General features: G+C 72.7%; 10 protein-coding genes. 7 read left to right on the top strand and 3 right to left on the bottom strand.

All coding sequences use genetic code 11. From position 1 onward, the window contains the following. Positions 1-31: 31 nt before the first annotated feature. On the bottom strand, positions 32-1501 hold the full coding sequence (locus ACZ66Z_RS04070) for an MFS transporter (RefSeq protein WP_469932419.1): 1470 nt from the start codon (positions 1499-1501) through the stop codon (positions 32-34). Between the two features lie 121 nt (positions 1502-1622). On the opposite strand from ACZ66Z_RS04070, the gene ACZ66Z_RS04075 reads away from it, so the two are divergent. From ACZ66Z_RS04075 to ACZ66Z_RS04095, 5 genes are all read left to right on the top strand, one after another. Further along, positions 1623-2078, top strand: coding sequence for a MarR family winged helix-turn-helix transcriptional regulator (locus ACZ66Z_RS04075; protein WP_469932420.1), 456 nt, complete (start codon positions 1623-1625; stop codon positions 2076-2078). A 333-nt stretch (positions 2079-2411) separates the two neighbouring features. Beyond that, positions 2412-5390: a carbohydrate binding domain-containing protein gene (locus ACZ66Z_RS04080; protein WP_469932421.1), complete on the top strand. Its 2979-nt coding sequence runs from the start codon at positions 2412-2414 to the stop codon at positions 5388-5390. 218 nt (positions 5391-5608) lie between these two features. Then, positions 5609-7381 (top strand): S8 family serine peptidase, encoded by a 1773-nt coding sequence (locus ACZ66Z_RS04085; RefSeq protein ID WP_469932422.1) that lies wholly within the window; start codon positions 5609-5611, stop codon positions 7379-7381. Positions 7382-7584: 203 nt separating this feature from the next. Next, complete coding sequence (locus ACZ66Z_RS04090; protein WP_469932423.1) at positions 7585-8487, top strand: AurF N-oxygenase family protein; 903 nt, start codon at positions 7585-7587, stop codon at positions 8485-8487. 33 nt (positions 8488-8520) lie between these two features. Next, positions 8521-10179, top strand: a complete 1659-nt coding sequence (locus ACZ66Z_RS04095) for an FAD-dependent oxidoreductase (RefSeq protein WP_469932424.1) — start codon at positions 8521-8523, stop codon at positions 10177-10179. 63 nt (positions 10180-10242) lie between these two features. On the opposite strand, the gene ACZ66Z_RS04100 is transcribed toward ACZ66Z_RS04095, so the two are convergent. Together ACZ66Z_RS04100 and ACZ66Z_RS04105 are read right to left on the bottom strand one after the other, a co-directional pair. After that, positions 10243-10827 carry a Type-2Aa cytolytic delta-endotoxin gene (locus ACZ66Z_RS04100; RefSeq protein WP_469932425.1) on the bottom strand — a complete coding sequence of 195 codons (585 nt, stop codon included), beginning with the start codon at positions 10825-10827 and terminating at the stop codon, positions 10243-10245. 89 nt (positions 10828-10916) lie between these two features. Beyond that, positions 10917-11711, bottom strand: a complete 795-nt coding sequence (locus ACZ66Z_RS04105) for a LysR family substrate-binding domain-containing protein (protein ID WP_469932426.1) — start codon at positions 11709-11711, stop codon at positions 10917-10919. Between the two features lie 64 nt (positions 11712-11775). Here ACZ66Z_RS04105 and ACZ66Z_RS04110 point away from each other — a divergent pair, with 64 nt between their 5' ends. Together ACZ66Z_RS04110 and ACZ66Z_RS04115 are read left to right on the top strand one after the other, a co-directional pair. Further along, positions 11776-12174 (top strand): DUF5997 family protein, encoded by a 399-nt coding sequence (locus tag ACZ66Z_RS04110; protein ID WP_469932427.1) that lies wholly within the window; start codon positions 11776-11778, stop codon positions 12172-12174. 104 nt (positions 12175-12278) lie between these two features. Further along, positions 12279-13232, top strand: a complete 954-nt coding sequence (locus ACZ66Z_RS04115; protein WP_469932428.1) for a universal stress protein — start codon at positions 12279-12281, stop codon at positions 13230-13232. The last annotated feature ends 172 nt before the right edge of the window (positions 13233-13404 follow it).

The raw sequence follows: 13404 nt of genomic DNA on the forward strand, positions 1-13404 counted from the left end.
TCCGGGACGTACGGGCCCGGAGGCGCGGTGCTCAGGCGGTGCCGGCCCGCGAGGTCGCGCGCGGACCGGCGCCCGGCCCGGTGCCGGGGGCGTCTCCGGCGGCCGGCGCGGCGAACCTCGCGGGGATCAGCGCGGCGACGACCGCCGCCACGAGGCCGACACCGCAGCCGATCAGCATCGCGACCCGGAAGCCGTCCTCGGAGGGCAGCACGTGGCCGCCGAGGGTGGTGGTCATCTGGGCGAGGACGACGCCGATGACGGCGGCCGAGACGGAGGTGCCGATGGAGCGCATCAGCGTGTTGAAGCTGTTGGCCGAGGCGGTCTCCTCCTGCGGCACCGCGCCCATGATGAGGGCCGGCATGGCCCCGTAGGCGAGTCCCACACCGGTGTTGCAGACGAGGGTCACGGCGAGCAGGCCCCAGGTGGAGCCCATCAGGGCGAGGGAGGAGCCGTACCCGGCGGAGATGACGAGCGCGCCGACCGAGAGCGTGACCTTGGGACCGCGGGCGGCCGAGAGCCTGGCGCCCAGCGGTGCCAGGATCATCATCATCAGGCCCGCCGGGGCCATCCAGAGGCCCATGGCCATCATCGACTGCCCGAGGCCGTACCCGGTCGCCTCGGGCAGCTGGAAGAGCTGGGGGACGACCAGCGACTGCGCGTACATGGCGAAGCCGACCAGGACCGAGGCCGCGTTGGTCATCAGGACGACCGGCCGGGCGGTGACGCGCAGGTCGACGAGCGGGTCGGCGGTGCGCAGCTCCCAGGCGCCCCAGGCGAGCAGGACGACCACCGCGACGGCGAACAGCCCGAGGGTGGTGCCGCTGCCCCAGCCCCAGGTCGCGCCCTTGGACACGGCGAGCAGCAGGGCGACGAGCCCGACGCCGAGGCCGAGGGCGCCCGGCAGGTCGAAGCGGCCGGGGGCGGCGGCGCGCCGTCCGGCGGGGACGAGGCGCCAGATCAGGGCGCCGACCAGGAGGCTCAGTCCGGCGGCGACCCAGAAGAGCACGCGCCAGCTGGCGTTCTCGGCGACGGCGGCGGAGAAGGGCAGGCCGAGGGCGCCGCCGACGCCCATGGAGGCGCTCATCAGGGCGATGGAGCCGCCGAGCCTCTCGGGCGGCAGGATGTCGCGGAGCAGGCTGATGCCGAGGGGGACGACGCCCATGCCGAGGCCCTGGAGCCCGCGTCCGACGATCATCGGGACGACGGAGGGGGCGAGCGCGCAGACGACCGAGCCGGCGACGAGCGGGACCACGGAGACGAGCAGGACGCGCCGCTTGCCGAGGGTGTCGCCGAGCCGGCCGGCCACGGGGGTGGCGACGGCTCCGGCGAGGAGGGTGGCGGTGATCACCCAGGAGGCGTTGGAGGCGGTGGTGCCGAGCAGCCTGGGAAGGTCGCCGATGAGGGGCACCACCAGGGTCTGCATGAGTGCGGCGACGATGCCGGCCAGGGCGAGGACGCCGACGACGCCGCCGGGGCGGGCCTCGGGCTTGGAGCCGTCCACGGGTTCTTCCTCGTGCTTTCTTCGGTTTTCCGGAACCAGGTATATGCATGATGCACATCAATTGCTGCATACACAAGCTGTGCATCGTGCACATGGTTCCGCGACAGGAGAGAATGCCCTCATGGAGAAGCCCACCCACCTGGTCGAGTTCGAGAGCATGCTGCTCGGACGGCACGCCCACCTGTACGGGCCCCGCTCCCGGGCGGCCGGCGGTCACCTCGACCGCAGCGCGTACGTCCTCCTCACCCGCATCCGGATGCACGGGCCGATGTCCATCGGGCAGCTCAGCGAGGCCTTCGGCCTCGACGCCTCCACCCTCAACCGGCAGACCGCCGCGATGCTGCGCGCCGGGGTCGTGGAGCGCATCCCGGACCCGGACGGCGGCATCGCCCGCAAGTTCCGCATCACGGAGGAGGGCGAACGCCGCCTGGACGCCGACCGGGCCTCGAACGTCGAGGGCCTGGAGCGGGTGATGGAGGACTGGTCGCCGGAGGACGTGGCCCGCTTCGCCGCCTACCTCGAACGCTTCAACCGGGACATCGAGCGGCTCGAAGGGCGCCCCTGGCCGCGTCCGTGACGCCCACCCCGCGGCCCCTCGGGCACCCTGCCGCACCACGGTCCGGCGGTCCGCCGTCGCCGGGGCGGTGAGTTCGAGCAGGAACGCCGACCCCTCGTTCGGCGCGTGCGGGGACGCGGGCAGCCTCATCGGGACCTCTCGAGGTCGACCACACGGGCGACCGCCCCGAGCGCAGGGGCCGCTTCGGTCAGAAGTCTTTACCGCGGGACCCGACAGCGGTAACTTCCCGCCGAAGCAAGGAATTTCAGAAACTTTCCGACTGCGTTTCCAGCGGCGCCGATCCCCGCCCGCCCCACCGGCCCGTACGGAACGCGCCTCCGCCTGGAGCATCAGATGAGCCGCACCCGCATCCCGCTGCCGGCGCGCCCGGTGGCCGTCCTGGCCGTGGCCGCCGGCCTGCTCGGCCCGCTCGCCGCCCCGCCCGACGCCCCCTCGCCCCGCACCGCCCCGGCGGCCGCCGTCGCGGAGAACACGGCGACGGTCTTCTACTGGACGAAGACGAAGAACTGGGCCGCCCACAACCTGCATTACGCCCCCGACGGCGGCTCCTGGACCACGGTCCCCGGCGTCGCCATGGAGCCCGCCTGTACGGACTGGGTGAAGAAGACCGTCAGCCTCGGCACGGCCGCCGGTCTCCGGGCCGCCTTCAACGACGGCAGCGGCACCTGGGACAACAACGGCGGAGCGAACTACGCCCTGGGGACGGGGAACATCACCGTCAAGGACGGGGTCGTCGCCCACTCCGACCCCTGCGCGGACACCACGCCCACCCCCGCCGCGAAGGCGACGGTCTACTACTCCACCGAGTCCCTCGGCTGGTCCACCGCCAACCTGCACTACCGACCCGCGGGCGGCGCCTGGACCACCGCCCCCGGCGTCGGCATGCAGACCGCCTGCACCGGCTGGTGGAAGCGGGAGGTCGACCTGGGGACGGCCGCCTCCCTCAAGGCCGCCTTCAACAACGGCAACGGCACCTGGGACAACAACGGCGGCGCCGACTACACCCTCGGCACGGGCGTCTCCACGGTCCGGAACCGGGTGGTGACGGCGAACGCGACCGACCCCTGCGCCGCCACCCCGCCCGACACCCGGGCCCCGACGGCCCCGGCCCGGGTGACCGCCACCGCCGACGGCGTCTCCGTACTGCTCACCTGGGACCCCGCCACCGACGACCGGGGCGTGACGAAATACCAGGTCACCCGGACCGGCGGCAGCGGCGGCACGGTCGTCACCGACGTCGGCTCCACGGTGTTCTCCGACACGAACCTGGCCGAACGGACCTCGTACACCTACACGGTGAGGGCCGTGGACGCCGCCGGGAACGTCTCCGCCGCCTCGCCCGCCGCGACCGCCACCACCGGCGACAGGCCGGCCACGCCCGCGACCGGGAAGCCGCTCGGCACCGACCCGCGCAAGGACCCGATCTACTTCGTCCTCACCGCCCGCTTCAACGACGGCGACCCGTCGAACGACCGGGGCGGCAGCCAGCACGTGAAGTCGGGGAACGCGGCCAACGACGACCCCATGTTCCGGGGCGACTTCAAGGGCCTGATCCAGAAGCTCGACTACATCAAGGGCCTCGGCTTCTCCGCCGTCTGGGTCACCCCGGTGGTCCTCAACCGCTCGGACTACGACTACCACGGCTACCACGGCTGGGACTTCTACGAGGTCGACCCGCGGCTGGAGTCCGCCGGCGCCTCCTACCAGGACCTGATCGACGCGGCCCACGCCAAGGGCATGAAGATCTACCAGGACGTGGTCTACAACCACTCCTCCCGCTGGGGCGCCAAGGGCCTCTTCGTCCCGACCGTCTACGGCGTGCGGGACGGACAGTGGAGCTGGTACTACGACGAGAAGCAGCCCGGCTTCGAGTACGACGGCCTGACCGTCGACGCGAAGACCGGCAAGTCGTACTACAACGGCGACCTGTGGTCGACGACCGAGCCCGCCGGGAACACCTGCGTGAACTGGGGCAAGCCGACCGGCGGGAAGAGCGCCGAGGGCTACACGGTCTACAACTGCCAGTGGCCGAGCCCCACCTCGGGCATGTTCCCCAAGGAGCTCTACCACCCGTGCTGGATCGGCAACTGGGAGGGCGAGGACTCGCGTTCCTGCTGGCTGCACGAGGACCTGGCGGACTTCGACACCGAGAACCCCAGGGTGCAGAACTACCTGATCGGCGCCTACGACAAGTACATCGACATGGGCGTCGACGGATTCCGCGTCGACACGGCCGTGCACATCCCGCGCACGACCTGGAACCGCCGCTTCCTGCCCGCCGTCCAGGAGCGGGTGACCCAGCGGCACGGCGCGCAGGCCGCGCAGAACTTCTTCGTCTTCGGCGAGGTGGCGGCCTTCGTCAACGACAAGTGGAACCGCGGCTCGGTGAACCACTCGGCGCAGTTCTACACCTGGAAGGAGCGCAAGGAGTACGACGCCGACGACGCCAGGGCCGCCCTCGAGATGTACGACTACGAGCAGCAGCAGGGCACCGGCAACCAGCCCACCTCCACGAACGCCTTCCTGGACGGGAACGGCTACCACACCCCCGACCACAGCCGCTTCTCCGGCATGAACGTCATCGACATGCGCATGCACATGAACTTCGGCGACGCGCAGAACGCCTTCTCCAACGGCAAGGACTCGGACGACAGCTACAACGACGCCACCTACAACGTCGTCTACGTCGACAGCCACGACTACGGTCCCAACAAGTCGAGCGAGCGGTACGCGGGCGGCACCGACGCCTGGGCCGAGAACATGTCCCTGATGTGGACCTTCCGCGGCATCCCGACGCTCTTCTACGGCTCGGAGATCGAGTTCCAGAAGGGCAGGAAGATCGACTGCGGGCCGACCTGCCCGCTCGCCGACACCGGCCGCGCCTACTACGGCGACCACGTCGCCGGCTCCGTCACGGCCTCCGACTTCTCCCAGGTCGCCTCGGCCTCCGGCCCCGTCGCGACCACGCTCCAGCAGCCCCTGGTCCGGCACGTGCAGCGGCTCAACCAGATCCGGCGGGCGATCCCCGCCCTGCAGACGGGCCAGTACTCCACCGAGGGCGTCTCGGGCGGCATGGCGTTCAAGCGCCGCTACACGAGCGGCTCGACGGACAGCTTCGCGCTCGTCACGGTCTCGGGCGGCGCCACCTTCTCCGGCGTCCCGAACGGCACCTACACCGACGCGGTGACCGGTGACGTCCGCACCGTCACGAACGGCACCCTCTCGGTCGCCGCCCCCGGCAAGGGCAACCTCCGGGTGTACGTCCTGAACGGTCCCGGCAGGATCGGCACGGCCGGTCCGTACCTGAGGTAGCACATCCCGACGAGGGGCGGCAGACCGGAAAACCACCCCCTCGTCGCCATGTTCAAGTCAAGATTTTGTTACGCGAACGGGCTTGTCGGACAGAAGACTTCCTTCCGCACCGTTTGTCTGCGATCTTGCGTCCACCCCACACATCACAGGGCCCGGTCGGCGCCACCCGCGCCGCCGGGTCATCGGAGGACGCATTGTTTTCCCACATATCCGGCCGCATGAGACTCTCGGCCCTCGCGCTCGGCACGACCCTGGCGCTCGGCACGACCGTCGGCCTCGCGCAGGCCGCGCCGCTGGACAACGAGCCCCTCGCGGCCCGTTCGGCCGCCGCCGCTCCCGCGACCGCCGCGGCGCCCGCCGCCTGGGCCGCGGGCACCCGCGCCTACCTGGTCATCACGGCCCCGGGCGACACCACCGCCGTCCGCACCGCCGTCGCGAACAACGGCGGCTCGGTCTTCGCCTCGTACGACGCGATCGGCGTGATCGTCGCGCACTCGACCTCCGCCTCCTTCGCCGCCACCATGCGCGGCGTCTCCGGCGTCCAGAAGGTCGGCGCGACCCGGACCTCCGACGTCCCCGCCGACGCCTACAACCCGGCCCTCCCGGCCAACCCGACGCAGGCCGCCGCGCCCGCGACGGAGCCGGTCCGCTCGGACATGACCCAGATCAAGGCCGACCAGGCCTGGGCCGTCAACCCGGGCTCCGCCGCGGTCAAGGTCGGCATCCTGGACACCGGCGTGGACGACCAGCACCAGGACCTGGCGCCGAACTTCAACGCCGCCGACTCGGTCTCCTGCGCGTACGGCAAGCCCGACACCCGCGTCGGCGCCTGGCGCGACGTCGACCAGCACGGCACCCACGTGGCCGGCACGGTCGCGGCCGCCAAGAACGGCAAGGGCGCCATCGGCGTCGCGCCGGGCGTGAAGATCTCCTCGGTGCGCATCGCCGAGCCCGGCACCACGCTGTTCTTCGCGGAGAACACCGTCTGCGGCCTCGTGTGGGCCGGTGACCACGGCTTCAAGGTCACCAACAACAGCTACTACACGGACCCGTGGCAGTTCAACTGCCCGAACGACCTCGACCAGGCGGCCATCCTGGAGGGCGTGGGCCGCGCCCAGGCGTACGCCGAGGGCAAGGGCTCCCTCCAGGTCGCGGCGGCCGGCAACTCCAACGTCGACCTGGCCAACAAGACCACCGACTCGTCGAGCCCGAACGACTCGACGCCGGTGACCCGGTCCCTCACCAACGACTGCCTCGACATCCCGGCCGAGCTGCCGGGCGTCGTCACGGTCGCGGCGAACGGCACCAGCGGCACCTCCAAGGCGTCCTTCTCCAACTACGGCCGCGACGTCATCGAGGTCTCGGCCCCCGGCGAGTCCGTCTACAGCACCGCCCCCGGCGGCAAGTACGCCTCGCTGAGCGGCACCTCGATGGCCTCCCCGCACGTGGCGGGCGTGGCCGCGCTGCTGGCCAGCGCCAACCCGGCGTACACCCCGGCGGACATCCGGGCGAAGCTCGGCGAGCAGGCCACCGACCTGGCCTGCCCGGCGGACGCCCGCTGCACCGGCACCACGGCGAAGAACAGCTTCTTCGGCGAGGGCCGGGTGGACGCCCTGAAGGCCGTCGGCGGCTCGACCCCGCCGCCGACCGGGAAGTACTTCGAGAACCTCGCGGACTACGCGATCGCGGACAACTCCACGGTCGAGAGCCCCCTCACGGTCAGCGGCGTCACCGGCAACGCGCCGGCGACCCTCAAGGTGGGCGTGGACATCAAGCACACCTACATCGGTGACCTCAAGGTCGACCTGATCGCCCCCGACGGCTCGGTCTACAACCTGCACAACCGGACCGGCAGCGGCACCGACAACATCGTCCAGACGTACACCGTCAACGCCTCCTCCGAGGTGGCGAACGGCGTCTGGAAGCTCCGCGTCAGCGACAACGCGAGCGCGGACACGGGCAGGATCGACGCCTGGAACCTGACCTTCTAGCACGTCCCGACCCGGGAGACGGGGCCGGAGCCGCCACGCGGCTCCGGCCCCGTTCGCACACCCGGGGCAACTCCGGCGGCAAGAAAGTCCGTACGGGGGGTAGGCCGTCCCGGGGCCCTTGCTATACGTTCCGTCTAACAAGCTTGCTAGACGCGACGTCTAACAAGCGCCCGAGCCGCCGAGCGACCCCGAGGAGCCGCACCATGGCCAGCAGCACCGTTCGCCCCGACAACGAAGACCACGACGTCGCCGCGCGGCTGCTCCTGTCGGCCGCGAAGCTCTCCTACGACCCCGCCTCCGAGGTCGACTGGGACACCCCCCTCGACAAGGACTTCCACGGCCAGAGCCCGGAGTGGAACAGCCTCTACGGGACCGCCTACTGGCACGAGATGACCGAGGAGCAGCGCAAGGAGCTGACCCGCCAGGAGTCCGCCTCGGTGGCCAGCACCGGCATCTGGTTCGAGATGATCCTCCAGCAGATGGTGCTGCGCGACATGTACGCCAAGGACCCCACCGACCCCCGGTTCCAGTGGGCCCTCACCGAGATCGCCGACGAGTGCCGCCACTCCATCATGTTCGCCCGGGGTGCCCGGAAGCTCGGCGCCCCCGCCTACCGGCCCAGGCGGGCGGTGCTCGAACTCGGCAGGGCCTTCAAGACCGTCGGCTTCGGCGAGGCCGCCTACGCCGGCATCCTCGTCGCCGAGGAGGTCCTCGACGTCATGCAGCGCGACTGGATGCGCGACGAGCGGGTCGTCCCCTTCGTCCGCACGATCAACAACATCCACGTCGTCGAGGAGTCCCGGCACATGAAGTTCGCCCGGGACGAGACGCGCCGCCGCCTGGCCCACGCCGGTCGGGCCCGCCGCGCCTTCCACGCCCTGGTCGTCGCCGTCGCCGCGTACTACATCGTCACCAGCCTGGTCAGTCCCGACGTCTACGCGAAGGCCGGCCTCGACCCGGTCCGCGCCCGGCGGGAGGCCGCCGCCAACGAGCACTACAAGGCGCAGATCCGCGCCAGCTGCGCCGGCCTCATGGAGTTCCTGGCCTCGGTCCGCCTGCTGACCCGGCCCGCGCTCTTCTTCTACAAGCGCGCGAACCTCATCTGACCCCCCTCCCCGGATCCGAGCTGAGCCGACGACATGACCTACGCCATCACCCAGACCTGCTGCAACGACGCCACCTGCGTCGCCGTGTGCCCGGTCAACTGCATCCACCCGACGCCGGACGAACCGGACTTCGGCACCACGGAGATGCTCTACATCGACCCGAGGAGCTGCATCGACTGCGGGGCCTGCGCCGACGCCTGCCCCGTCGACGCGATCCTCCCGGCCGACCGGCTCACCGAGCGGCTGCGGGAGTACGAGGGGATCAACGCCGCCTACTACGCGGACCGCGAGCCCGCGCCGGTCCTCGCCTCCCCGACCTTCCACCGCTGGGGCGAGCCGGTCTTCGACCGCTCGATCCCGGCCGACTTCGCCCCGATCCGCGTCGCGATCGTCGGCACGGGACCGGCCGGCATGTACGCCGCCGAGGACCTCCTCCTGCACACCAACGCCGAGGTGACGCTGATCGACCGGCTGCCCGTCGCCGGCGGTCTCGTCCGGTACGGCGTGGCACCGGACCACCCGGCGACCAAGGGGGCCGGGGAGACCTTCGCCCGCTTCCACTCCCACCCCCGGGTCCGCATGCGGCTCGGCGTCCGGATCGGCACGGACGTCACCCCCGAGGAACTCGCCGCGCACCACGACGCGGTGGTGTACGCGGTGGGCGCGCCCTCCGACCGGCGGCTCGGCATCCCCGGCGAGGACCTGCCGGGCAGCGTCCCGGCGACCTCCGTCGTCTCCTGGTACAACGCGCACCCGGAGACCGGCGCGGACGCCGTCCGGCCCTCCGCCGAGCGGGTCGTCGTGGTCGGCAACGGCAACGTGGCGCTCGACGTCGCCCGCATCCTCGTCACGGACCCCGACGCCCTCGCCCGTACGGACATCGCCGACCACGCGCTGGCCGCCCTGCGGGACGCGCGGGTCCGCGAGGTGGTGCTCCTGGGCCGCCGGGGCCCCGAGCACGCCGCGTACACCACCTCCGAACTGCTCGCCCTGAAGCACCTGCCCGGGGTCGACCTGGTCGTCGACGACCGCGATCCGCGCACCGGCGCGGCGCTCGACGCGGCCGCGCCCGGCACGAGGGCCGCGCTCCTGAAGGGCGTCGTCCGGGAGGCGGTGGACTGGACGCGGGCCCCGGCGCAGGGCCGGCGCCGGATCGTGCTGCGCTTCCACTCGGCCCCGGTCGAGGCCCTCGGCACCGACGGGGTGCGGGCGGTCCGGGTGACGGAGGAGGGAGAGCCGTCGGGCACGGAGATCGGGGCGGGACTCCTCGTCCGGGCCATCGGCTACCGGGGCGTGCCGCTCGCGGGGCTGCCGTTCGACGAGGCGACCGGCACCGTGCCGCACGAGGCCGGCCGGGTCGTGGGGCTGCCCGGCAGCTACGTCGTGGGCTGGATCAAGCGCGGGCCCTCCGGGGGCATCGGGGCCAACCGGGCCTGTGCGAGGGAGACCGTGGGGACGCTGCTGGCGGACGCGGTCGCCGGGACGCTGCCGAAACCGACCGGCACCTCCCAGGAGTTCCGCCGTCTCGCGCGGAGCCGCAGCGGACGGGGGCTCGTCGACGCGCGCGGGCTCGCCTCCATCGACCGGGCCGAGCGGGCGCGGGGCCGGGACGCGGGGCGTCCGCGGGTCAAGCTCGCCACGGTGCCGGAACTCGTCGCGGCGGCGCGGGGCAGCCGACGGCTGCGGGGCTGAGGGCGTCCGCGCTCCTCGGATCCGGCCCGGGACGGCGGGCCGGTGCGGAGCGGGTCGTCCGGGTCAGACGGAGACCGGGGCGCCCAGCGCCTGGCGGAGCACGATCGCGTTGAGCCGTACCGCGAAGGGCACGACGTCGGTCAGGTCGAGCGCGAGGACCTCGGCCTTCGGCAGCTCGACGGTCACGTCGACGCAGAAGGCCAGGGCGTACATGTGGTGGCCGGTCTCCTCGTCCTGGAGGGCGAAGAAAAGGTCCCGGTAGAAGCGGGTGCGGTCCCCGGACTCCTCGTAGAAGGAGAGTCCGGGCTGCCCCTCCTGCGCGGCGAGCCCGGTGAAGGCCTGGACGAGCTCCCGCTCGACCGTGGCCCAGAAGCCGGCCTCCGCGCACTCCGGCGGCAGCGCCTGGCGGACGGCCTCCTTGAGGGAGAGGACCATGACGAGGGCGGGGGCGTGCTCCCGGAGCCCCCAGCCCCGGACCATCCTCACCACGTCGCTGTCCGGGACGGCCGAGGCCGCCCGGTGGATCGCCTCGAAGTCGAAGTTGACGGTCGCCGGGGCGATCGCCTCCTGGAACACCCGGTCGATGGACCGGGCCTGCGCGAGGTGGTCCGGTGCCACCTCGACGACGGTCCTGAAACTGGCGGCCAAAGCTCCTCCTGGATGATCTCGGTGATCAGGAGGGGTCAGTATGCCGAGGTGTCGGAGACCGGGCGCCGGGCGTCCGCCGTGCGGACGGTTCAGCCGCGCCCGCGGCGCGGCTTCCCGCTCCGGCCGGCGCCCTGACCGCCCTTGCGGGACGCCGGGGGCCTGCCGCCGGTGCGGGAGCCGCCGCCCGGCTTCGCGGTCCTCGCCGGCTTCGCGGCCTTCTGCTGCTTGGGCTGCTTCTGGCCCTTCTTCTCCTCGGCGCGGCGGCCCCGGGTGCTGTTCGCGGTGCGACCGCGCACGATGCCGATGAACTCCTCCACCAGGTCGGGCGCCTCGTCCGCCGCCGGCCACGACAGGGCCACCCGCGACTGGGGGACGCCGACGAGGGTCCGGTAGGTGAGGTCCTTGCGGTGGTGCAGCCGGGCCAGCGACTGGGGGACGGCGAGCACGCCGACGCCCGCGGCGACCAGTTCGATCGCGTCGGCCGTCGTCGCCGGGCGCTCCACGGCGGGGCGGCCGGGCGGCTGCTCCCAGCCGAGGGTGTCGTCGAGGGGGTGCAGGACGAGTTCGTCGGCGAGGTCCTCGGCCGACACCTCCTCCACCGCCGCGAACAGGTGGTCCCTGGGGACGACGACGACCGTCGTCTCCGTGTAGAGCGGGATCGCGCTGAGGTCGTCCCGGTCGACGGGCAGCCGGACGAGGCCGGCGTCCGCGGTGCCCTCCCGGAGCGCGCCGAAGGCCTCGGCCGGGGTCACGGAGAGGAGCGTCAGGGGTACGTCGGGCAGGCGCTCGTTCCAGATCCGCACCCACTTCGCGGGGGTCGCTCCCGGCACGTAGGCGAGCCGGAAGGAGGAGGGGGATGAGGGGGAAGCGTCCGTGCCTGTCACTCCGCCAGGTTACCGGTAGCCGCCGTGGTCGGAGCCCGCCCGCATGCTCGATACCCTTGACACCATGACGTCGCACCAGAACACCCAGACGATGAAGCCCGCGACCGCGGCGAAGAAGCTGGGTGTGTACCTCGAGGCCACCCCCGCAGAGTTCCAGGAGGGTGTCGTCTCGCGCACCGAGCTGAACGAGCTCCAGGCCAACCCGCCGGCCTGGCTCCAGGAGCTGCGCAAGAACGGTCCGCACCCCCGCCCGGTGGTCGCGTCGAAGCTGGGCGTCTCCATCGCCGGTCTCGCGCGCGGCGGCATCACCGAGCCGCTGACCACCGAGCAGATCGACGCGCTCAAGCAGGAGTCGCCGGAGTGGCTCCAGAAGGAGCGGGCCACCCAGGCGGAGGTCCGCAAGGAGACCGTCCGCATCAAGGAGCGCGACGAGGAGCGGGCGCGCCGGCAGCAGGGCGCCTGACCGGCTCCCCGCCCGACCGACCGCCTCCCCCCACGCCGGTCCGTACCGAAGCGCTTCGGTACGGACCGGCGTGGCGTCTCCCCGCGCGAGGGAGTCATCTCCCCATGAGTGACACCAGCACCGCGTACGAGCCGCCGGTCGTCGTCGGCGTGGACGGGTCCGAGCACAGTCTCCGGGCCCTGGAGTGGGCGCTGAGCGCCGCCGAGGACCTGGGGGCGCCCCTGGTGGTGGCCCATGTCCGCTCCGAGGCGCTCCAGCTGGGGGCGGCCCGCATCGCCTCGCTCGGTACGGTGCCCGAAGAGCTTCCCGACACGGTCGCGCGGGCGGTACGGACGGTGGTCGAGGAGCGGGGGCACCGCGTGCCGGTGCGGTACGACTCGCTGGACGGGTCCGTGACGGAGGCCCTGCCGGCGGCGGCGCGGGGGGCGCGGCTGCTGGTGACCGGCTCCCGGGGGCACGGCGGTTTCGCGAGCCTGCTCCTGGGCTCGACCGGCCGGACGCTGGCCATGACGGCGCCCTGCCCCCTGGTCGTCGTGCCGCACGAGGCCCGCGTGGCGGCGCTGGAGGTGGGGGCGGGAGCGGGACGGGTGCTGGTCGGGGTGCACACGGAGGAGACCTCGGACGAGGTGCTGGACTTCGCCTTCGAGACGGCGCACCACCGGGGCGTACCGCTGGAGGCGGTGACCGCGTTCCGGCTGCCGCCGCCGGAGGGCGCGCTGCTCGCGGCGCCCTCCCCCGCGCTCCAGGTGCCGCCGCCGCTGCCCCTCGGGGACGACACGGAGGACTTCGAGAAGGCCGCGGAGCGGGAGCAGGAGGAGCGGCTGCGGCCGTTCGCCGTGCGGTGGCCCGGGGTGGAGCTGCTCCGGGAGGTGGTGCCGGGGGACGCGGCGGGCCGGCTCGTGGAGGGTTCGCGGGACGCCGGTCTGCTGGTGGTGGGGCGGCACCACCGGCACCGCTTCGGCGCGCTGCTCATCGGTTCCGTCGCCCATGCGGTGCTGCATCACGCGCACTGTCCGGTGGCGGTGGTGCCGCCCGGTCCCGCGGGGCCCCGGACGTGACAGTCCCCGGCGGTCCGTGTCGGTGCGCGCGGTCGTCGGCCGTCGCCGACGGCTCCGTGCCCGACCGGCCCCGCCGGGGGCCTGGCCAGAGCCGAGAACAGGGTCACGCGGGCCTTCGGACGTCTCCGTCGGCGGGTGCGGCTCTCTCCGGTTGTCCGGTGTAAGGAAAAGT

The organism is Streptomyces sp. NPDC107498 (genome assembly GCF_055582805.1).

Bases quoted from the DNA above. Each gene is read 5' to 3' on its own strand.
- ACZ66Z_RS04085 (WP_469932422.1), top strand. From the start codon at position 5,609: ATGAGACTCTCGGCCCTCGCGCTCGGCACGACCCTGGCGCTCGGCACG.
- ACZ66Z_RS04080 (WP_469932421.1), top strand. From the start codon at position 2,412: ATGAGCCGCACCCGCATCCCGCTGCCGGCGCGCCCGGTGGCCGTCCTG.
- ACZ66Z_RS04095 (WP_469932424.1), top strand. From the start codon at position 8,521: ATGACCTACGCCATCACCCAGACCTGCTGCAACGACGCCACCTGCGTC.
- ACZ66Z_RS04110 (WP_469932427.1), top strand. From the start codon at position 11,776: ATGACGTCGCACCAGAACACCCAGACGATGAAGCCCGCGACCGCGGCG.
- ACZ66Z_RS04075 (WP_469932420.1), top strand. From the start codon at position 1,623: ATGGAGAAGCCCACCCACCTGGTCGAGTTCGAGAGCATGCTGCTCGGA.
- ACZ66Z_RS04090 (WP_469932423.1), top strand. From the start codon at position 7,585: ATGGCCAGCAGCACCGTTCGCCCCGACAACGAAGACCACGACGTCGCC.
- ACZ66Z_RS04115 (WP_469932428.1), top strand. From the start codon at position 12,279: ATGAGTGACACCAGCACCGCGTACGAGCCGCCGGTCGTCGTCGGCGTG.